General features: G+C 31.9%; 18 protein-coding genes and 1 pseudogene. 3 read left to right on the top strand and 16 right to left on the bottom strand.

The window, feature by feature from the left end; genetic code table 11:
* Positions 1-8: 8 nt before the first annotated feature.
* The 13 genes and pseudogenes from CN601_RS20305 to CN601_RS20360 all read right to left on the bottom strand — a co-directional run bounded on the left by CN601_RS20305 (position 9) and on the right by CN601_RS20360 (position 11,998).
* Positions 9-1,184 carry a DegT/DnrJ/EryC1/StrS family aminotransferase gene (locus tag CN601_RS20305; protein ID WP_098172145.1) on the bottom strand — a complete coding sequence of 392 codons (1,176 nt, stop codon included), beginning with the start codon at positions 1,182-1,184 and terminating at the stop codon, positions 9-11.
* A 20-nt stretch (positions 1,185-1,204) separates the two neighbouring features.
* Complete coding sequence (locus CN601_RS20310) at positions 1,205-1,840, bottom strand: acetyltransferase (protein WP_098172146.1); 636 nt, start codon at positions 1,838-1,840, stop codon at positions 1,205-1,207.
* Position 1,841: 1 nt separating this feature from the next.
* Positions 1,842-2,441, bottom strand: a complete 600-nt coding sequence (locus CN601_RS20315; protein WP_098172147.1) for a sugar transferase — start codon at positions 2,439-2,441, stop codon at positions 1,842-1,844.
* A gap of 19 nt (positions 2,442-2,460) precedes the next feature.
* The gene (locus CN601_RS27045; RefSeq protein WP_179865629.1) at positions 2,461-2,625 is read right to left on the bottom strand and encodes a YwzD family small protein; all 165 of its coding nucleotides are present in this window, start codon (positions 2,623-2,625) and stop codon (positions 2,461-2,463) included.
* 155 nt (positions 2,626-2,780) lie between these two features.
* On the bottom strand, positions 2,781-3,818 hold the full coding sequence (gene galE, locus CN601_RS20320; RefSeq protein WP_098172148.1) for a UDP-glucose 4-epimerase GalE: 1,038 nt from the start codon (positions 3,816-3,818) through the stop codon (positions 2,781-2,783).
* A 71-nt stretch (positions 3,819-3,889) separates the two neighbouring features.
* The gene (locus CN601_RS20325; protein ID WP_098172149.1) at positions 3,890-4,978 is read right to left on the bottom strand and encodes an EpsG family protein; all 1,089 of its coding nucleotides are present in this window, start codon (positions 4,976-4,978) and stop codon (positions 3,890-3,892) included.
* Positions 4,979-4,998: 20 nt separating this feature from the next.
* Positions 4,999-5,880 (bottom strand): glycosyltransferase family 2 protein, encoded by an 882-nt coding sequence (locus CN601_RS20330; protein ID WP_098172150.1) that lies wholly within the window; start codon positions 5,878-5,880, stop codon positions 4,999-5,001.
* Between the two features lie 5 nt (positions 5,881-5,885).
* Positions 5,886-6,995 carry a glycosyltransferase family 1 protein gene (locus CN601_RS20335; protein ID WP_098172151.1) on the bottom strand — a complete coding sequence of 370 codons (1,110 nt, stop codon included), beginning with the start codon at positions 6,993-6,995 and terminating at the stop codon, positions 5,886-5,888.
* Positions 6,992-8,131 carry a glycosyltransferase family 4 protein gene (locus CN601_RS20340; protein WP_098172152.1) on the bottom strand — a complete coding sequence of 380 codons (1,140 nt, stop codon included), beginning with the start codon at positions 8,129-8,131 and terminating at the stop codon, positions 6,992-6,994. Before CN601_RS20340 ends, CN601_RS20335 begins: the two co-directional genes overlap by 4 nt.
* 139 nt (positions 8,132-8,270) lie before the next feature.
* Positions 8,271-8,366 (bottom strand): annotated as a pseudogene (locus tag CN601_RS20345) (UTP--glucose-1-phosphate uridylyltransferase); the annotation flags it as partial.
* Between the two features lie 28 nt (positions 8,367-8,394).
* Positions 8,395-10,233, bottom strand: a complete 1,839-nt coding sequence (locus tag CN601_RS20350) for a polysaccharide biosynthesis protein (RefSeq protein ID WP_098172153.1) — start codon at positions 10,231-10,233, stop codon at positions 8,395-8,397.
* A 408-nt stretch (positions 10,234-10,641) separates the two neighbouring features.
* Positions 10,642-11,304 (bottom strand): CpsD/CapB family tyrosine-protein kinase, encoded by a 663-nt coding sequence (locus CN601_RS20355; RefSeq protein ID WP_257131764.1) that lies wholly within the window; start codon positions 11,302-11,304, stop codon positions 10,642-10,644.
* A complete protein-coding gene (locus tag CN601_RS20360; RefSeq protein ID WP_098172155.1) occupies positions 11,291-11,998 on the bottom strand; it encodes a YveK family protein in 708 nt (235 codons plus the stop codon). Before CN601_RS20360 ends, CN601_RS20355 begins: the two co-directional genes overlap by 14 nt.
* 511 nt (positions 11,999-12,509) lie before the next feature.
* Between CN601_RS20360 and CN601_RS20365 the strand changes: the two genes are divergently transcribed.
* Both CN601_RS20365 and CN601_RS20370 read left to right on the top strand, forming a co-directional pair.
* A complete protein-coding gene (locus CN601_RS20365; RefSeq protein ID WP_257131766.1) occupies positions 12,510-15,128 on the top strand; it encodes a right-handed parallel beta-helix repeat-containing protein in 2,619 nt (872 codons plus the stop codon).
* A 449-nt stretch (positions 15,129-15,577) separates the two neighbouring features.
* On the top strand, positions 15,578-15,940 hold the full coding sequence (locus CN601_RS20370) for a group I truncated hemoglobin (protein ID WP_098172157.1): 363 nt from the start codon (positions 15,578-15,580) through the stop codon (positions 15,938-15,940).
* Positions 15,941-15,992: 52 nt separating this feature from the next.
* On the opposite strand, the gene CN601_RS20375 is transcribed toward CN601_RS20370, so the two are convergent.
* Positions 15,993-16,913, bottom strand: coding sequence for an alpha/beta hydrolase fold domain-containing protein (locus CN601_RS20375; RefSeq protein WP_098172158.1), 921 nt, complete (start codon positions 16,911-16,913; stop codon positions 15,993-15,995).
* 189 nt (positions 16,914-17,102) lie between these two features.
* Here CN601_RS20375 and CN601_RS20380 point away from each other — a divergent pair, with 189 nt between their 5' ends.
* Entirely contained in the window at positions 17,103-17,588 is a 486-nt protein-coding gene (locus CN601_RS20380) for a CarD family transcriptional regulator (protein ID WP_257131767.1), read from the top strand.
* Positions 17,589-17,834: 246 nt separating this feature from the next.
* On the opposite strand, the gene cspD is transcribed toward CN601_RS20380, so the two are convergent.
* Both cspD and CN601_RS20390 read right to left on the bottom strand, forming a co-directional pair.
* Positions 17,835-18,035 carry a cold-shock protein CspD gene (gene cspD / locus CN601_RS20385; protein ID WP_025568675.1) on the bottom strand — a complete coding sequence of 67 codons (201 nt, stop codon included), beginning with the start codon at positions 18,033-18,035 and terminating at the stop codon, positions 17,835-17,837.
* Between the two features lie 227 nt (positions 18,036-18,262).
* Positions 18,263-19,874 (bottom strand): M14 family metallopeptidase (locus CN601_RS20390; RefSeq protein WP_218923251.1); only part of this gene is annotated, 1,612 nt, incomplete at its 5' end.

Consider the following 19,874-nt stretch of genomic DNA (forward strand, 5'->3'; position numbering starts at 1 on the left):
CCGTTCTATCATAGAATACCTTCCTTTCTAGCAGCTTTATAAAATGCCCTTTTAATGCAACTTATGACCCTATCTTGGTTATCAACTGATAGATTTGATCCTGATGGTAAGCAAATCCCTGTTTGGAATAGTCCCTCAGCAACATGATTGTCTTCGTTATGTGAATAGTAACGAACCCCTTCGAATAATGGCTGCATATGTAGTGGCTTCCATACCGGTCTCGCTTCAATATTTTCTTTTTCTAATGCTTCTATCAATTCATTTACTGAAAGGTTTGACTCCTCTTCTTTAATTGTTAATGCTGTAAGCCAACGATTACTGCGCGTACTTTCTAGCTCTGGCATGAATGTTACACCAGGCAAATTTTTTAATTCTTCATAGTAGCGTTCAAAAATTCTTCTTCTAGAATCAATTCGCTCTTCCAATACTTGCAATTGGGCCCTTCCGATTCCAGCTAGAATATTACTCATACGATAATTGTATCCCATTACACTATGCTGATAATGTCGAGCAGTGTCTCTCGCTTGAGTAGCTAAAAATCTAGCTCTTTGTATTAATTCAGTATTATTCGAGACAAGTGCCCCTCCGCCAGATGTCGTAATAATTTTATTTCCGTTAAAGGAAAAAATACTAAACTGACCAAAAGTGCCGCTTGATCTTCCTTTATATGTAGATCCAAGTGATTCAGCAGCATCTTCAATAATTGGTATATTATATCTAGCACACAAAGATTGGAGTTCATCCATTTTTGCGACTTGGCCATATAGATTAACTACAATTACTGCCTTTGGAAGGGTCCCTTCTAAATAAGCATCATTCAATGCTCTTTTAAGCGCTATTGGTGACATATTCCATGTATCTGGTTCTGAATCAATAAAAACTGGCTCAGCTCCTTGATAAATTATTGGGTTAGCACTTGCTACAAATGTAAGACTAGAGCAAAATACTGTATCTCCTTTAGTTATATCTAATAAAGAAAGAGCCAAATGAATCGCAGCTGTGCCCGAACTTACAGCGAGTGCTTCATTGGCTCCTAAATAACTAGTTATATCTATTTCGAACTGATCAACATTTGGTCCAAGTGGTGCGATCCAATTTGTTTCAAAGGCTTCCTGGATATATTTTTTTTCCTCTCCGCTCATATGCGGTGGAGATAGATAAATTCTTGCTAATGCCAAATTCATTACCACCTTTTCCAAAAATTTCATTCTATTGAATTTAAATTTTTGATAATTTTAGCTGGGCAACCTACTACTGTACTAAAAGATGGAATATGCCGGATAACTGTTGAACCAGCCCCTACAATTGACCAACGTCCTACTTTAACTCCAGGAATAATTGTAGCAGAAGCTCCAATATGTACTCCTTCCTCAATAAAAACATTTCCTGTCAAAGTAGCGTTTGGAGAAATATGTGTATAGTTGCCAATTTGATTATCATGCTCAATAATTGCTCCAGTGTTAATTATGCAATGATCTCCAATACATGCTTGGGCATTAATCACAGCATTTGGCATTACAACTGTTCCATAACCAATTTTAGATGAATGGCTTACAACTGCAGTAGGATGAATGATTGTTAAGAATTGCTCCTTTTTAATATCAAATGTGCTAACAATACTTTTCCTAATTTTGTTATCCCCTATTGCAATGATGAATTTCACATCTTTATCTAAGTAATTTTTTATAGAAGCAAACGGCCCATAGAAGATCCCTTTTTCATGTTTCTCATCTTTATATTTTCCATCTAAAATAGCAGTAATTTTATATACATTATTTGTTGAAAGGATGTCTTGGACGACTCTGCTATGTCCCCCATTACCTAAAATGATAATATTCATACTACATCACTTCATTTGATCCAGTGAATTTTTCCATCGTTACTTGCCCCTGCTGTGAAATTCCTTCTTTTTTTATAACTTTAATTGCTGTTTTCATCAGGATTTTTAAATCTAAAAATAGATTATGATTATTCACATACCATACGTCCATTTTAAATTTCTCCTCCCAAGTCAGTGTATTGCGCCCGTTCACTTGAGCCCAACCTGTTATACCTGGTTTTACATTGTGTCTTTCCATTTGTTCCTCTGTATATAAAGATAAATATTCCATTAAAAATGGTCTAGGACCAACTAAGCTCATTTCCCCTTTAACTACGTTTATTAGTTGAGGAAGCTCATCAATACTATATTTTCTTATAAATTTTCCAAATGCTGTTAAACGTAATTCATCTGACAAGAGCTCACCGTTAGAATCATGTAAATCTCTCATTGTACGAAATTTATATAAGTAAAACAGTTTACCATGTAACCCCGGACGTTGTTGGGTAAAAAATATAGGTGAGCCCATTTTTATCCTAACCACAATTGCTATAACTACTAGAGGTAGCGATAACAATATTAATATTGTCAATGAAATTACTAAATCTAATATTCTCTTCATTTTTAGTTACCCCTAAAAATTATTCATTCTTTTCTACTAAATTATTTGTACTAAGCACTAAAATAGTATTTTTTATTTCATTTATAAAATCAATAGTATTTAGTTCATCAGAATGACTTCCTCTTTGATAAAAGAGTTTGAGAATATCGATTAATTGTTGTTGTGATAAATTAATTGATTCCATAATTTCCTCCTAAACAAAGAAAACTCGTTGATCGACTCGCCTTTAGGCAGACAGGAGCAGTTGGACTTATACCTAATTTCTCGAATTTTCCATTACACCACTTGCATTTCCTGTTGCCAATTTAATAATTTCTTAAAATACAAAAAAACGCTGCATCATTGCACCGTTGCCTTCTCAAACTTTTCAATATATCCATTCGGATTTTTCTCTTGCCATCTCCATGCATCTTCACACATTAAATCAATTCCCCTAGTAGCTTTAAAGCCAAGTCGTTCTATGGCCTTTGTGGGATTCGCAAAGCAAATAGCTGCATCTCCAGGACGTCTTTCCTTAAAAATATGAGGTATATTTTTCCCAGATGCTTTCTCAAACGCTTTAACCATTTCTAAAACACTGTGGCCAGTACCTGTACCGAGATTAAATGGCTCAATTCCATAGTTGCTTTCCAAGTTTTCAAGAGCCTTAATATGTCCAATTGCCAAATCCACTACATGAATATAATCTCTTACGCCAGTACCATCTTTAGTTATATAATCATTTCCAAAAATACTCAATTGTTCTAATTTACCAACGGCAACTTGCGATATGTACGGCATTAAATTATTCGGTACGCCATTTGGATCTTCACCGATTAAGCCACTGTTATGTGCTCCAATTGGATTAAAATATCTTAACAACGCTATACTCCAATCATGATCTGATTCGTATAAATCTCTAAGGATATCTTCAATCACTAACTTAGTACGCCCATATGGATTAGTTGCACATAAATGATTAATTTCGGATATAGGTAATTCATTTGTTGAACCATAAACAGTAGCAGACGAACTAAATACAAGTTTTTTCACTTTATATTTTCTCATAATTTCACACAAATTGAGTGTACCAGTAATATTGTTATGGTAGTATTCAAGCGGCATTTTGATAGACTCCGCTACAGCTTTTAGGCCAGCAAAGTGGATGACAGCAGTAATATTATTTTGTGAAAATATATTTTCTAGCTCTTCTCTATTTACTAAATCAACACTATACGTTTTAAATGACTTCCCAGTTATTTCAGAAACCCTTTTCAATGCTTCTTGCTTACTGTTTGAAAAATTATCTAGAACAATAATTTCATATCCATTTTGTAACAACTCTACACAGGTGTGGCTCCCTATATATCCTGCTCCTCCAGTTACAAGAATAGCCATTTTCTTTTCCTCCTATAAATTTTGTAATACGATCTTAAGATTGAGAGTTCTTATAGTTTACTAGTGAATTTTTACCAATTGACATTTATATAATTACTTTGATAATAAATTTGTAAACTAATTACATTTTCATAGTAGTAGTAAAGAATGTAACAAATTACTATGCTATAATAGACAAACTTTTGATCTTTTAATTTAAACAACTTTACAATCCACGCGATAAGAATCAGTTGATAGAAGCTAAAATAAATTGAAATTCTTGCAAATATCCAGTTTTGTGTTGATATAAGCATAAATATAAACCCAAGCAATGCCATATTTACGATAATATCACTCTTTGGATTAATTTCTCTTAATTTATCTCTACCAATAAAAGCAATTAATAGTGGAACAGCAGTTACAGCTACTCTTATAATACTAGCTCCGCCCTCTTGGAAATTTTTATATTCTCCATATTGGGTATCTTGAATTGCACTAAATAAAAAAGAAGATAATTGATTAAACCCAATAACAAATACAATTGAAAAGATTAAAAGAGCAATTGTTACTTTGGACCAAGCTTTAAAGCGTACGATAACGTAAATTGGAATTAATATGAGCGCTGATTGATGAAATAAAGAAGCAAAAAGAATTACCAAAGTATATCTTTTCCAACTACCATCGAATAAGAATCGTATACTCGTAAATGCTATTGCCGCTGCAAGCATTTGTCTGACACCGTTCATAGAGACTAAAAACAATCCACCAGTAATATAAACAAACAGACTTAATTCGTAAATTCTTGAGTAATTATATAAGATATAAACTACTAATATATTTGTAATGAAAGCTGCTGTAAAAATCAAAATTTGTGGATCTGAAGAAAAATGTTTCAAAATCATTTGCAGAACGCCAAATCCAATATCTTTTTTACTTAATATATAACTCCATGTAAAGTCATGTCGTTGATAAATATCAATATATGCATACGTATCACCAATATTATTTCTAAGACCTGAAATACAAACTAGAGTTAATAACCCAACAAATACTAAGACTTTATTCGGTCTTATATAGACTGAAGATATCGTTGAGATACTTGAAAGGTTAGGACTTGATGCTACACGAGCCATAAATGAAAAAATAAATACCACTACAAGATTTAACCACAATATAGTCATATTAAATACCCATCATTTCTCTAAACAGCTTTTGTTTTTGTTGTAATATAAAAATACAACATTATACCAAGTGGAATCGCTAAAATTGTTAAACTTTTATTAGGAGTCTCTCTTAAAAAATTCCGGTTTCTACATACTAAGCTACTAGACACATAGTGTATAGCTTGTCTAAATTTATATGATAGGCTTGCAAAAGGTAATTTCATCATTTCTTTTCGATAAAACGCAAAACCTTTTGGATTTTTTATATATTGGCTAAGCATATTTAATGATGATCCATCTGCAAGATACTCTACATAGCATAAAACTTCATTCATTAGCAATAATTCGTATTGTCTATCAAGCATATGATATTTGTATGCTAGACCTACGTACCGTTCATCTTTAAATAATGGATAAGGGAATCCTTTAGTCAACTCAGTCCGATATACAAGTTTCTTATCGCCGGTTACCCCATACTTATTGTACAAATCAAATAATCTTGATTGTTTTCCATTTGGCAGCTTTGTACCAATAATTTCCCCATCGGTATAAGCATCTAATCCAATAATACCACTTACCTTATCGTTACCATATTGATCCCAGAATGCAATAATTTTTTCAACTGCATTTAAAGGCATGTAATCATCTGAATCAATGCACACATTTAGCTCTGTATTAATTAGTTGATAAGCGGTATTATGAGCACCATGCATCCCCTGGTTTTCTTGCCAATGATACATAATTTCAATTTTGTTTTCATCGATCCACCCTTCAACTATTTCTTTTGTTTTGTCAGATGAACCATCGTCAATTATTAACCAAATAAACTCCTTATTTGATTGGTTTTTTAAACTCTCATAACAATTATGAAGGCAATATGCTCGATTGTATGTTGGAGTAAACACAGTTAATTTTTTCATAATTCTTACCTCCCTAAAGAGATATATGTCTTTTGAGTAAACACTGCCGTTTCTCGAATATTATATCCCTTTTGATTCAATGCGCCTTCAACATCAATTCGAGGGAAGCTTTTTTTTGCTTCGACTAGAATTTTTTCTATCCATTTTTCTTTCTCAGATAAAGAGCAATATTGTATTAACCCCATTTCCATATCTACTTCATCCGTAATAATATCCGAAACAATACAAGTTAAACTGGCACCTTGTGCTTCAATTAACGTAACAGGTAAGCCTTCATGTAAAGATGGAAAAACAAATATATCCATTACTTGTAGAATCTTAGGAATATCATCTCTTATTCCTAGTAACTTTACATATTTTTCTATTCCAAGTTCTTTTATTTTTGATTCGATCTTCGTTTGAAGTACGCCCCCACCAACTAAAACTAGAACTGCATGTGGCATTTTTTTTAAAATACCGGCAAAAATCTCTAATAAAAAAAGATGATTTTTGGGATGATTAAATCTACCGATGTGTCCGATAACATAGGCTCCCTTAGAAATTGTTAATTCATCTCTCATCTTCTCTCTCATTTGTAATGAGAATTGAAACCTTTCATATTCAATTCCGTTTTTTAATATTAGTGAATCGTTCGAGCGTTTGGAGAACAACCATTGACTTGCCTCCTGAGAACAAGCAAATAAATGTGTTGCATTAGATTCTATTTTTTTTCCCACATACCATTTATAAACTTGCGAAGCAATACCACCTTCACTTTTGGTACTATGACTATGTGCTATTCGAGTAGGAACTTTAGCTTTATTAGCCGCTCTTAACACTAAACCGCTCATTTTATCCATATGTGAATGAACAATTTTATAGTTAGGATTTATTCGGAAAAATTTATCCAACTTTCTTATATAACCTAAATGACCAACGTCCGTTACATATGGAATCCTATGAATTTTGCCACCCATAGCAACTATTTCAGAATCATATGCCCCTTCTTTACACGTTAAAAAGTCAAATTGTATTTTCGATCGATCAATATTTCTATACAAATTCATAATCAGTGTTTCCGCACCACCTCGGTTCATATTTACAACCGTATGTAAGACTCTTAAAGGTTCGCTCACATAGTATCCTCCTTTTCTTTCATATAGCTCTTATATACCTTACTTTTTTTCTCAATTACTTTATCTATACTGTAACTTTTCATAATGGTTTTTCTACTATTTATTCCAAGTCTTTCTTTTAGGCCCTTTCTATTAACTAGATACTTTAACTTCATTGAAAAACCAATTATGTCATTACTCTTCACAAGCCATCCATTATTATCATCCATAACAAGTTCTCGATGTCCTCTATTATCTATTGCGACTATTGGTAACCCACAGGCCATAGCTTCCATTATATTAACCGGTAAACCCTCGCGTAAGCTCGATCCAACAGCAACATCACACATTGGAACGATATCTTTAATATCTTTTCTAAAACCTAAAAAGTCTACCATGTGAGAAATGCCAAGGCGTATTGCTAATTGCTTACATTCATTAATTAAAGCTCCTTCACCTGCAAGTAAAAGTTTTATATTTGGTATGTCATCTTTAATTAAAGCCAATGAATTAAGTAGAAATTGTTGATTTTTATTTTTATTAAATTCTGCTGCATAAAAAAGTAAAAAGTCATCTGGATGATAACCAAATGACTCTTTAAGTGTCCTTTTATTCAATTCATCGATTGGCTTATAAACTTCCGTATCTACTCCAACTCCATGAATATGTTCAATTCTTTTGACTTTTAACTTTCTTTTAGAAAAATCAAAGTCTTCTTTATTAATTGTAATTAAACAATCAGTTAGATTAGCCATAACTTTTTCAATCGGATAATATAATAGCCAGTTTAGTAATGGAGCTCCCTTACAAAAATGGAAACCATGTGCAGTATAAATAACTTTTGTTCCTTTAGTTCTAGACTCTCGTGCTGCAAGGCGAGTAAGAATGCCACCCATTGGTGTATGACAATGTATGATTTCATAATTATTTTGAGCAATAATATTTTTAAGTTCACTTAGAGCCTTAATATTTTTCAAGTTAAAAGGAGATCTTTGAATGGGTATATTAAATTTTTGGTCCACATACGGAATATTTATTTCTCCCCTTGCAGCTATATGTACTTCCCATCCGTTATCTTTGAACCATTTTATAAATGGCATATGAAATGCTGTAAAATGATAATCGACTGTTGCACAAAAAAGTACTTTTTTAGACATTTCTTTCACCCGTTAACATTATATTCTAATTACTTGGTTTGCTAATTAACACTATTTTTATTTACGTCGTTAAATAGTCAAATTCATTATTCCTTATCTCTAATTAGAGGAAATTCAAGCGCATTTATAGTATATCCTAATACTGAAATGTAGGCTTATCTACAATTGATAACATTTTCTTTCGGATTGCCCTTGTTGCTTGAAGAAACCCGGTTCCCAAACCAGCAGCTGGTATAACGGCTTTTTAAATTTTAATTTTTTGGCTAATTTAAAATTGGCATTGTAGCGGTAGTATTAGATTTAACGTTATTATTAGCTAGATTAATTAGTTTTCCCCTGATTACTTCTTTATCTAATGTCGAAAAGCTTTCGATAATTTCTTCAATTTCGCTGATGTATAAATCTGTTGTTTTTCCAATGTAAATCTTTGGATAAATCTGTGCTTCGTGGATTTCTTCTTCTTTTAACAATTCTTCAAATAGCTTCTCACCAGGTCTCATCCCTGTGAATTCTATTCCTATATCCTCTAAAGAATTACCAGACAGTAAGATTAAATTTTTTGCAAGATCTACTATTTTCACTGGTTCACCCATATCCAGAACAAAGATCTCGCCACCTTTTGCTAATACTCCTGCTTGAATTACCAACCTTGAAGCTTCAGGAATAGTCATAAAATAACGCACCATATCTGGATGTGTAACGGTTACTGGTCCTCCTTGTTCAATTTGCTTTTTAAATAGAGGAATTACGCTACCACGGCTACCTAACACATTCCCGAATCGAACTGCAACAAATTTAGTTTCGCTCTTTTCATCCATATCTTGAATGATCATTTCTGCAAGTTTTTTTGTTGCACCCATTACACTTGTTGGATTCACAGCTTTATCAGTTGAAATCATTACAAATGTCTCTACACAGTGCCAGCTCGCTGCTTTTGCAACATTCATTGTACCAATTACATTATTTTTAATGGCTTCTTCCGGATTTCGTTCCATTAAAGGTACATGTTTGTGAGCCGCAGCATGGTAAACAACATCCGGATTATAACTTTCCATAATTTTCATCATTTTCTTCTCATCTTGTAAGTCGGCGATCTCTGTAATAAATTCAATATTTGATTCTTTAAAACTATTCTTTAATTCCATTTCAATTGAATAAATACTATTTTCACCATGACCTAACAAAATTAATTGTTTGGGATTAAAGTTAGAAATTTGTCGTGATATTTCTGATCCTATTGACCCCCCTGCTCCAGTAACTAAAACAACTTTACCTGTAATTGAGTCAGATATGCTATCCATATCCATTACAACAGGATCTCTTCCCAGTAAATCTTCTACTTGTACATCACGAAATTGACTTACTGAAACTCTTCCAGTTATTAAATCCTCTAACATAGGTAAGATTTTGGTACTAGCATTTGTTTTGGAACACTCTTGGAAAATAATATTTAATTTCTTTTTACTTAGTGAAGGAATTGCAATAATGATATTTTCAATAGAATATTTATTTACAATGCTTTCTATTTTTTCAACCCCACCTAGGACGGGAATTCCCAATATATCTAAATGGTGTTTTTTTACATTATCATCAATGAAAGCAACTGGATGAAGATGACTATAATTATCGTTACTTTTAATAAGTTGTCTTGCTACCATAGTGCCTGCCGCACCAGCTCCGATGATTAATGTTCTTTTTTTATTTTCATTTCTCCTAACAAATGAATCTCGATATAATCTCCAAGTAAACCTTGATCCACCTATAAATAACATATGAAGTAACCAAGCAACTGCAAATAATCTTAAGTATGTTTTTTGCATTAGTATTTGCTGAATAATTAATGATGTGAGAATTGAGTATGTTACGATATTAAAGATAATTTTTAATTCGCCTATACTCGCATATTCCCAGGCCTTTTTATAAAGTTTAAATAATAACGAAAATATATGATGACTAAATAGAAGTAAAAGTGAACTTATAAAAATTGGCTTAATAAAAATATTAATAGTTGCATCTACTAAAAATCGGCTAATAAAAATTGATGTAAGCACAATGCATGAATCGATAATTATAAATAGGGATAATCTTTGCTTATAAGTCACTTGCTTGCTCCTTTCATAAATCTTTCTACTTTATTTATTATTCAAGTTTTTTTCTTTTACTATTTATTTCATAATCTACTAACCTCTTAACTTCTTTAAATTATTCTAAAGATGCATATTCGTGGATAATAATTGTTTTTCATTTTCTCATCACCATACTCTTGTAATAAAATGCTTATTTATACATTTTCTTTCAAAAAGCACATAAATAAGCATTTTATATAAAAAAAGGGCATTTAACCCACCCTCACACCACACTCTTGACGACTGGCGTCTAAGGTATATTTCAACCCACAGCATAATCGAGTGCCTACATTGATAAAGGAAAGTAGACATTTCCAAAACTATAACTATATTATGTATTGTTGTTCTTAAATAAGAACGACAAAATAAAAATTTAAATATTACCTATTTTTCGTTAAAGATTGCACCGATTAATCTTCCATGCGATAGTTCAATTATTCTACTAGCCTCGTTAGTTTTTTCTATTTCAGTTTTGCCTCTATTAATTACTAGTACTACACCATCACACTGATTCGCAAGTACCCTTGTTTCCGTATAGTCTATTATTGATGGTGAATCAATTAAAACAATATCGTAAAAGGCAATTAATTTTTTATACAATTCCTTAACTGTTGAATTTGCTAAAAGTTCAACTGGATTAAACGAAATTGTACCACTAGTTAGAACGTCTAAGTTTCCTATTTCAGTTCTTGTAACTACTTCCTCAAGACTTAAATGATTTGTTAATAAATCAGTTAAACCAACATTATTTGATATTTTAAAAATTGTATGAATTGAAGCTTCTCTTAAATTAGCATCAATTAAAAGAACTTTCTCCTTCTGTTGTGCCATAGATACCGCTAAATTAGCAGCAATTGTTGAGTTTCCTTCTCCTTTACGCGTTGAAGTAATTAAAAGGACTTTATTTGCTATATTCTCTGTTAAAAAATGTAAATTTGTTCTTATTGTTCTAAATTGATCTGATATAACCGAATTTGGGTTTGTAAATGTCACGAGGTTTCTTTTTTTTAAGGTTGAAGTTGGTTTTCTTTTATTAAATATCAACATTTTCACCTTCATTTATTAATATTTTGTATTTCTTTTTCTCACTTAATAACTTTTTCTTATTCATATTTGGAACAGTGCCAATTACAGTTACTCCTAGAATCTCTTCAACTTCACTTCGTCTTTTAACTGTTTCATCTAAAGAGTCCATTAAAAAAGCAACCCCAATACTAATAACTAGACCTAACACTAGTGCAAAGGCAATAACTTTATTACTTTGTTTATTAATTGGAATCAAAGGTTCTTTAGCAGGAGTTAATAACTGAACATCTTTAAAATTTAATAGATTACTAACTTCATCTTTAAATGAGTGCGCCGTTTCGTTTGCAATATTTTTAGCAACAATTGGATCATTATATTGTACCGTAATACTAAAAATGGTTGATTCATCTATTCTCTCCACATGCAATTGATTTCCTAAAGTTTCCGCAGACATATTTAACTGTAACTTATCTATTACCTTTTCCAAAACGGTTGGATCATCAATCATAACCATTAAAGTACTCAAATCATCTTTTGTATTAAGCATTATTCTTGTAGATGCTTCGTACATTGGAACATAATTATTATAAAATTTTTGATAAAGATAGCCTGCTGAAGTTGTTAAAATTGTAAAAATTATAATAATCCATAGTCGTCTTTTAATTACATCAAAGTATTCCTTTATGTCAATTTCTTTCGATCTTACATTATTCACTTAATCACCTTCACTTTTTAGTATTTAACTATATACCGCAACTAAATATTCAATATAACGAACAATGGCTTTTACTGGGGCACTTTAAAAATACTAGACCAATAGCTTATATGTATAAATATTAAAATATAAATACTGAAAATTTGTTTAATTATGAATATAATTCTAATTCTTTATAATGAACAAGTCAATTTTATTTTCTGGTAAATTTGTAACTTTTTTACTAACTTAATATATTGTTAAATTATGGTAAACTAATTATAAACTCCTAGTAAATTTATAGTTAATAGATCATGTATAATACTGATCATATGTATAAAGTTATTCATTTTAATAAAAAACCATTACTAAATTACTATAAATTGTCGATATTTTTTAAAAAATTTTAATGTTTTACTAGATAGTTTCATTAACTTTCCTATTTTATATAAATTAGTACAAGCAATTTAATCTATTAACAATATACTACTTTTGTAATATACATCTTTCATAAGGAGTGTTTTGTTGCTTGGTGATAAGTAGTCCAAAAATCAATAGTTTAACAGTTGTTAATAGCTTAAATGTAGGCTCCTATACCATAAGTGGTACTGGAGTAATAAATGGTACAGTTTATTTTACTTTTAAAGATTCAAACAAAAAAGTGGTATCTACTAGTGTTAAAGCAAATTCAAAAGGTTCATTCTCTGCGAGTTTGAATCTAAGTACTCTAAAAGATGGACAACTAAATTTAGAAGCTTATCAAAAAGATACGAAAGGAAATTCAAGTGGAAAAGTTAATAAGACAGTACTAAAAGATACTGTTGGCCCATCAATACAACTAAATGTCTCCGCGGTTACACTACAAAATCAAACTTCGTATCCAATAACCGGTAAAGTGGAAGTGAATCAAACAGTAAATCTAAATGTTAGTGACGGTTCGAATAGCCCTTTATCTAGTAAAACTACTTCCGAAACAAATGGAAATTTTTCATTCACTTTGAATCTGAGTTCTTTGAACGATGGAAGTATTACAATAACAGTTAGTTCAGGTGATCAAAATGGTAATATAGCTACGGGTTCTGCGATCGTCACAAAGAACACTACAATTGAATCCCAACCGGTGGAAGGTAAAGTATATGAGCTAACCTCACAAGAAAGAACTAAGTGGGGAATTTATAACGATAATTCACATCCAATTGAAACAACAAACGGATTTAATCAGGCACTGCAATGGGCAAATAATATCGGTTATACTTCCTTTCATATACCAGGTGGAACATATTTAATTGCAAAAGGTTTAGGAGATCGGGATAATAATGCCCAAATAAATATGGTTAGTAATATGACTTTACTAATGGATAATGATACAGTACTTCAAAAAGAAACAAATAAATGGGAACAATATGCAGTTATTTTCCTTGGTAGGGACATAGAAAACGTAATTATTAAAGGCGGTACACTAAAAGGAGACCGATCTACCCACGATTATACTTATATCGGACCTTATACATCCGGTACACATGAGTGGGGATTCGGTATTATGACAGAGGGGTCAATTAATATCACTATTGACGGAGTAAACTTCTCAGATTTTACTGGTGATGGCATTCAGGCTGGCGGAACAACTATTACAGGTGAGTGGATCGACTCAGTAAATCTAGAATTAGGCGGGTTAGATGCGAACGGAAATCCTATTAGCCAATCAGGTAAAATTCGTACAAAGCCGTTTGCTCTTAGTGATCCTGCTTATCAAAATCCACATTATAGAAATATAATGATGTGGAATCCTGACGGAGTATCTGGAAAATATGATTTATTCTATTACCTCTCAGATGGAAGTCTTATTAATATTGATAAAGACCAAGACTTTAATTCGTCCTTTGGTTATTCCAAAATACCTAATGGAGCAATTAAATGGCGAGCTGTTTTTAATGCTAGTAGCACCGAAAATGTTGGTGTACAGATGATGACTGTTGCTGTTACAGAAAATTTACTTGTTCAAAACTGCGATATAGGCAATAATCGTAGACAAGGTATTAGCTTAGTAGGTACAGATGGCGTTAAAATATTAAATAATAAAATTCATGATATTAGTGGTACGGCTCCTGGAAGTGGAATTGATTTGGAGCCCGGTTTCTATCCTGGTGTGAATACAGAAATTAGCAATAATCAATTTTTAAATAATAAAATTCATTTAGTACTAGCTTTCGGTGGTCATACAATATCAAATAATAACTACTTTGGCCCTGGTGCGGCTTTTGCTTCAACAAGTTGGGGTGGTGTTTCTGCCTCTAATAACACTTTTTACAAATCGACATTTGTAAGTTCTGACGGTTCATCTAATATCAATTTTATTAATAATAAATTTACAAATGGTGGAGCGTCTTTTGATGGTGGAGAAAATATAATTATTAATGGTATTGTTGGTATCGATTCAGATGTAGGTTTTACTCAAACTGTTGAAAATGGTATAAATGCTTCTAATATATCGCTTACCTCTTCTGGCCAAGATACACAACTACATGGTTTGGCTATCTGGGGGGACAAGCCATTAACATTAAATAATATTTATTTAGAAGAGAACAATGGGTTTGCTGGAAATGGCCTTGCATCAAATGTGTATAATAATGTTACTCTTAATAATACTATTGAGTCTCGTTTAGCATCTGGAACCTATAACAATCCAATTATTACAAATGGTAATCTAAATTTCAGTACTGGAAAAGTAACCATTAACCAGGGTCAGTTTAAAAATACTGCTTTTATTCTTGAAAATGATAATAGTTACCCAGATGTTTCGATATTAAATTCTACTTTTAATTTTGATCAATCTATACCTGGTAATGTTATTTTAGTAAATAATGCAACTAGTTTTAGCTTCATTAATAATACAATAAACGACAATGTTACGACCAGTCCAAATCATCCTCTAATTCAAGTCGGTCGAGATGCTTGGAAAGACTCGCCAAGTCAGGTCAAAGGAGCAACAATTAGTGGAAACAAATTGACTTCTAAAGTAAAAAGAGTTGGAATTGACACAACTAACGGTGGAATTGGAGCTCCCCCTTATTTTGTCGAAAACAATACTTTAATTAATAATATTCTTGCATTAACCTCAAAAGATATTAATAAAAACAATATAGTCACTTAATGACCAAGACATTAACAAGTAGTTAATAGGTAAAAAGGTAAGTTCAAGAACCATTAATATATTTAAATATCCTAGATTATTGTATTAATAAATATACTTGATATCCTTCTAAATTTATAAAATAATAAAAAGCACTATACAAATAAAGTTGACTGGATATGCTGGCTTGTTGAGCTTATTAAGTTCTAATCAATTTGTTAATACGAATTGATTAGAACTTACATAATAATAATTTAATTATAAAAAAACTCCCTTAAGTAGTTTATTATTAAACTATTTAAGGGAGTTTTTTCAATATAAGAAATTCTTCTAAATTAATACGAACAATTACTTTTTATAATTGTAGCATATTTATAAATTTGGATATAAATAAACAGTAAAAACTTAGTAATATTTCCATGTTTTTTCGGGGAATCTACCTTTATCATATATTGAAAGGAAGTTACTAAATGGAACAAACGCTTTATGAAAAATACGGTGGAGAAGAAACAGTTGGAAAAGTAGTAGATTACTTTTATGATGAGCTAGTCCTTAAAGATGAAACAGTTAATCACTTCTTTGCAAATACGGATATGGATAAACAACGTCGCCACCAGACAAAATTTATTAGCTTTGCTTTAGGTGGTCCTAAACAGTATACTGGCAAATCCATGTCAAAAGCCCACGAAGGAATGAATATACAACCTAACCATTTTAATGCAATTGCTACTCATCTTCATGACGCACTGGCGCATTTTGGAGTTAGTGAGGCAGACATTGATCAAGCCTTAACGAAGGTCGAATCACTAAGAGACGATATTCAATACAAATAATGTCTCATTAGAAAAGCTACTACCGCAATAGGTAGTAGCTTTTTATGTTTCTCTATTTCCAAAAAGTACTTTCAAACTCAACTAAGTCATGGTAAGGATATAATGGTTTTAGCAATCTTGCTTTTGTCCATAAATCCGTCGTTTTTTCTAATGCCTCTAACGAAGACTTATAGTTCTCATCAACCGTAATATATTTTACATTACCTAGTTGTTGAAGTGAGTATCCGGTGATTTGTTTAAAGAAGGTTTTACTTGCATAGTCTAATGGGTCACCTTTTACGATATAATTTGTAAATAACGGTTTATAAGATTTTTGTATTTTTTGTGTTTTCGCTTGAAGCTTTTTCGAACCATCATCTAATAATACACCTAATGAGTTAAATGTAACGCCCTGTACAAATAGATGATTTTTCAATTGTTTATCGTTATTCAGCTGATATCCTACATATTGAGCTAAGTAGCCTCCAAATGAATGGCCAGTAACATATACGCTTGCACGATTATTCTCTTTTTTATTTAAAATTGATTTTACCCAATCATATGCTTGTAATGCTTGATCATCCACAGCGACAGGAGAGCCATTTTCTGGAGATTCAAATCCAACTAATCTTTGATAAATATCCTGCAAATTAATTTTCTTTATTCCACTAAATGCGAATAGTAAACTATTATTTTTATTGTTCTTTAATGCAATTGCAGAAAAACCAATATTACCTGAGGTCATAGAAACTAATCTATAATCACTCAAACTTTTATGAATTTGAGTTAATAAGGGATCGACTATACCTTTATGTTCTTTTAAGCTTTTACCTATGTCTTTACTTAGAAATGCTTCATAAGAAAGTTCAGACGCCGCCAGTAATACCCCGTCAGGAAGTTTTTCCAGCTCTCTTTGTTCTTGTTGACTACAACCGCTAGTCGTTGAAAAAAATGTGAGTACTATTACGATAAAAATAACTACACGAAAATTCATAAGTAACCTCCCATCGGCTTTCTCTCTCTCCATATTATGTCCACTACCATATGACATGTTCATCTTTTTCCCAAAAAAACAAAAAAATATACAAAAAAATTATTGACAAAAATATTTTACAGATGTTATTATATAAATTTTGATATTTGATTTATTAATGATATACTTATGTTATTAGAATTTTCGGAGGTGGGTACATTGTTCAAAATTGGCGATCAAATTATTTACCCTATGCAGGGAGCTGCAGTAATTGATTCCATCGAAGAGAAAGTTATACAAGGTGTAACACAACAGTACTACATAATTAACATTCCATCCAGCAATTTAAAGCTGATGGTCCCTCAAGGGAATGTGTCAAATACGAAAATTCGTTTAGTTGAAGACCACAAATATTTAGAAAATGTATTAGATGACTTTACAAATGGTCTTCCCGATGAATCCTTATCATGGAAACAAAAATATGACTTAAATATGAAAAAACTAAAGTCTGGCGAATTACTCGCAGGAGCTCAAGTTGTACGTGATCTAACACTTCAAAGCAAGGAGAAACCTTTAAATCCAAGCGAAAGAGAAATGTTAGATACTGCAAAACGAATGTTTGTTGGTGAACTTAGCTTAATTAAAGGAATTTCCCAACTAGAAGCAACCGAATTAATTGATTCTGCATTAAAATAAGATGTATGTAAGAAAAAGAGCTTATCTGAGCTCTTTTTTTGTTGCTTAATTTTAGTAAATTAGAAAAATAATTTTTAATATGAAGATTTAGTTTGCACATATTTATTGTAGAAAACGTGATTTTATTGCAGTTCTTTTGTTTATGCCACTATATTTGAAGTCCCTAGCAAATTCCATTCTTCAAACAAAACAAAAAGACTGCTAACAATAATGTTAGCAGTCCTTTATTTCACACAAAAGTGAAAATTATAATTTAACTACGTTTTCAGCTTGAGCGCCACGGTTACCTTGAGTGATCTCAAAGCTTACTTTTTGGCCTTCTTCAAGTGATTTGAAACCGTCGCCTTGGATAGCTGAGAAATGTACGAATACATCGTCTCCACCTTCAACAGCGATGAATCCGAAACCTTTTTCTGCGTTAAACCATTTAACTGTACCTGTGTTCATTGTACGAACCTCCATATATACCTGTTTTTTTACACTTAATGAGTATTGTTAAGAAAAAATACACACATTAGAACAGGATGAAAATTCGTCCCTTTTAACACATGAATTGAATTAACCAATTTCTTATTAAGTATGTACCTATCTTAACACAAAATGAAATGGAAAACAAATTGTGCACGAAGAATAATTAAAATTAGTCGATTAAATTTAATTATTACGTTAATTTTTTACTTTTCGTTGGCTAAAATTAGTCCAACTGGTAAGTTTTTCTTCATAATGCTACTAAAGTAACTATTTGGAACTGGTTTGTTTCCTACATAAGGAGAAATTTCAATTGTAAATCCTGGTCGTTTTTTAGCAGTAACATACCAGTCTTTATATCCTCCGCCTCCGCCTTTTGCGGGAGCAACCAAACTATATCCTGTTTGTTTTGATAATTTTGTAGCAATAGCTTTGTCTCTAGTAAATTGACTTCCTGTTTGATTATAATGCCAGAAAATAATATTTCCAGATGAGTGATATGCAACAGTATTTTTGAATGAATGTTTATTCGTAAAATCATATAAAGCTTTTGCTTCTGGTTCACTTAAAGCTTTTGTACCTTTATAGTTATCTGGGCCAGGCTTTGATTTATTACCAGGAATCGTACTCCATCCCGCTGGATATTGACGATTTAAATCCACGCCGCGTACATTCGCCTTCCAAGCTGTAAAATTTTTACTTCCTTTATTCAATTTAATAACTTGACTCGGATTCTTTGCACTGCTAGCACCTTTTTGTACAAGCATTACACCATCAGGATTAACCATCGGCACAAAATAAATTGAAGTTTGTGTTAGTGTCTTTCTAACATCAAAGCTACTTATTTTCGTATTTTTTTCATATGCACTAGCATATTGATCAAGCATTTCCATAATAACATTTGTCGTCATGTGCTCACGTGCGTGGTGCGAACCGTTAATACTAATTTCTGATTTTCCAGTCCCTAGTTTAAAGGCATATAAATTTCTACCATCTACTGATTTTCCAATTATTTCTACTTTTGTAAAACTAGGATACCAAGCATTTAACTCTTGTAAGTCCGCAGTTAATTTATCATATGAATAATTACCATTTGGATCAACATAATTATTAGTCTTTAGTGAAAGATCAGCTTGTGGAATTAGTCCCTTAATTCCCCCGATTTTTACAACATAATAAGTCGAATAGATTGAATCAATTACTAACCTCTGCTTGGCAGGAACGTTAACCATCGTTGTTTTTGAAGTATTTGGGAAAACAACTTTAGTATTCCGCACTGCTACACTCGCTGTAATTTTAACAGGTTTAGTAACAATATTAGTTACTGGCATTTTATCCTTTGTTAAAGGCAGTGTATTACTTTTATCGATATAAGCAGTTTGATTAGAATATTGGATCATTAAATTTTGACCCTTTTCGCCACTTTTACTAAAAACTGTATTTGCTTTTACTGTTCCTCTATTCACTAATTTTCCATTTTCATTTAATAATAGAGGCGTATCTTTAGTGACTTTAAAAACTGTCGCTGTAGGGTTAACTTCCCAAGGAGTTGCATCTCGGACTGCACTTTTCAAAATAGTCCCAGCGTTTTCTTTATAAGTAACATAGTAAAGATCATTCTCTTCTTTATCTACTTTTAGCTTTACATTTGCTGGGATTGTTATAGTAGTTGTACTGCTTGTTGTTGCATCAGCTGTTTTGACGGTTGTTCCGCCGGTTGTTCCGCCGGTTGTTTCACCAGTTGTTCCGTCAGTTGTTCCGCCAGTTGTTCCTGCTGTTGTTCCATCAGTTGTTCCGCCAGTTGTCCCATCGGTTGTT

It is taken from the genome of Bacillus sp. AFS017336 (assembly GCF_002555445.1).
Taxonomy (GTDB): Bacteria; Bacillota; Bacilli; order Bacillales; family Bacillaceae_G; genus Gottfriedia.

Coding starts and splice junctions, on each gene's coding strand:
- CN601_RS20305 (WP_098172145.1), bottom strand. CDS start 1,184: ATGAATTTGGCATTAGCAAGAATTTATCTATCTCCACCGCATATGAGC.
- CN601_RS20310 (WP_098172146.1), bottom strand. CDS start 1,840: ATGAATATTATCATTTTAGGTAATGGGGGACATAGCAGAGTCGTCCAA.
- CN601_RS20315 (WP_098172147.1), bottom strand. CDS start 2,441: ATGAAGAGAATATTAGATTTAGTAATTTCATTGACAATATTAATATTG.
- CN601_RS27045 (WP_179865629.1), bottom strand. CDS start 2,625: ATGGAATCAATTAATTTATCACAACAACAATTAATCGATATTCTCAAA.
- galE (WP_098172148.1), bottom strand. CDS start 3,818: ATGGCTATTCTTGTAACTGGAGGAGCAGGATATATAGGGAGCCACACC.
- CN601_RS20325 (WP_098172149.1), bottom strand. CDS start 4,978: ATGACTATATTGTGGTTAAATCTTGTAGTGGTATTTATTTTTTCATTT.
- CN601_RS20330 (WP_098172150.1), bottom strand. CDS start 5,880: ATGAAAAAATTAACTGTGTTTACTCCAACATACAATCGAGCATATTGC.
- CN601_RS20340 (WP_098172152.1), bottom strand. CDS start 8,131: ATGTCTAAAAAAGTACTTTTTTGTGCAACAGTCGATTATCATTTTACA.
- CN601_RS20355 (WP_257131764.1), bottom strand. CDS start 11,304: ATGTTGATATTTAATAAAAGAAAACCAACTTCAACCTTAAAAAAAAGA.
- CN601_RS20370 (WP_098172157.1), top strand. CDS start 15,578: ATGGAACAAACGCTTTATGAAAAATACGGTGGAGAAGAAACAGTTGGA.
- CN601_RS20375 (WP_098172158.1), bottom strand. CDS start 16,913: ATGAATTTTCGTGTAGTTATTTTTATCGTAATAGTACTCACATTTTTT.
- cspD (WP_025568675.1), bottom strand. CDS start 18,035: ATGAACACAGGTACAGTTAAATGGTTTAACGCAGAAAAAGGTTTCGGA.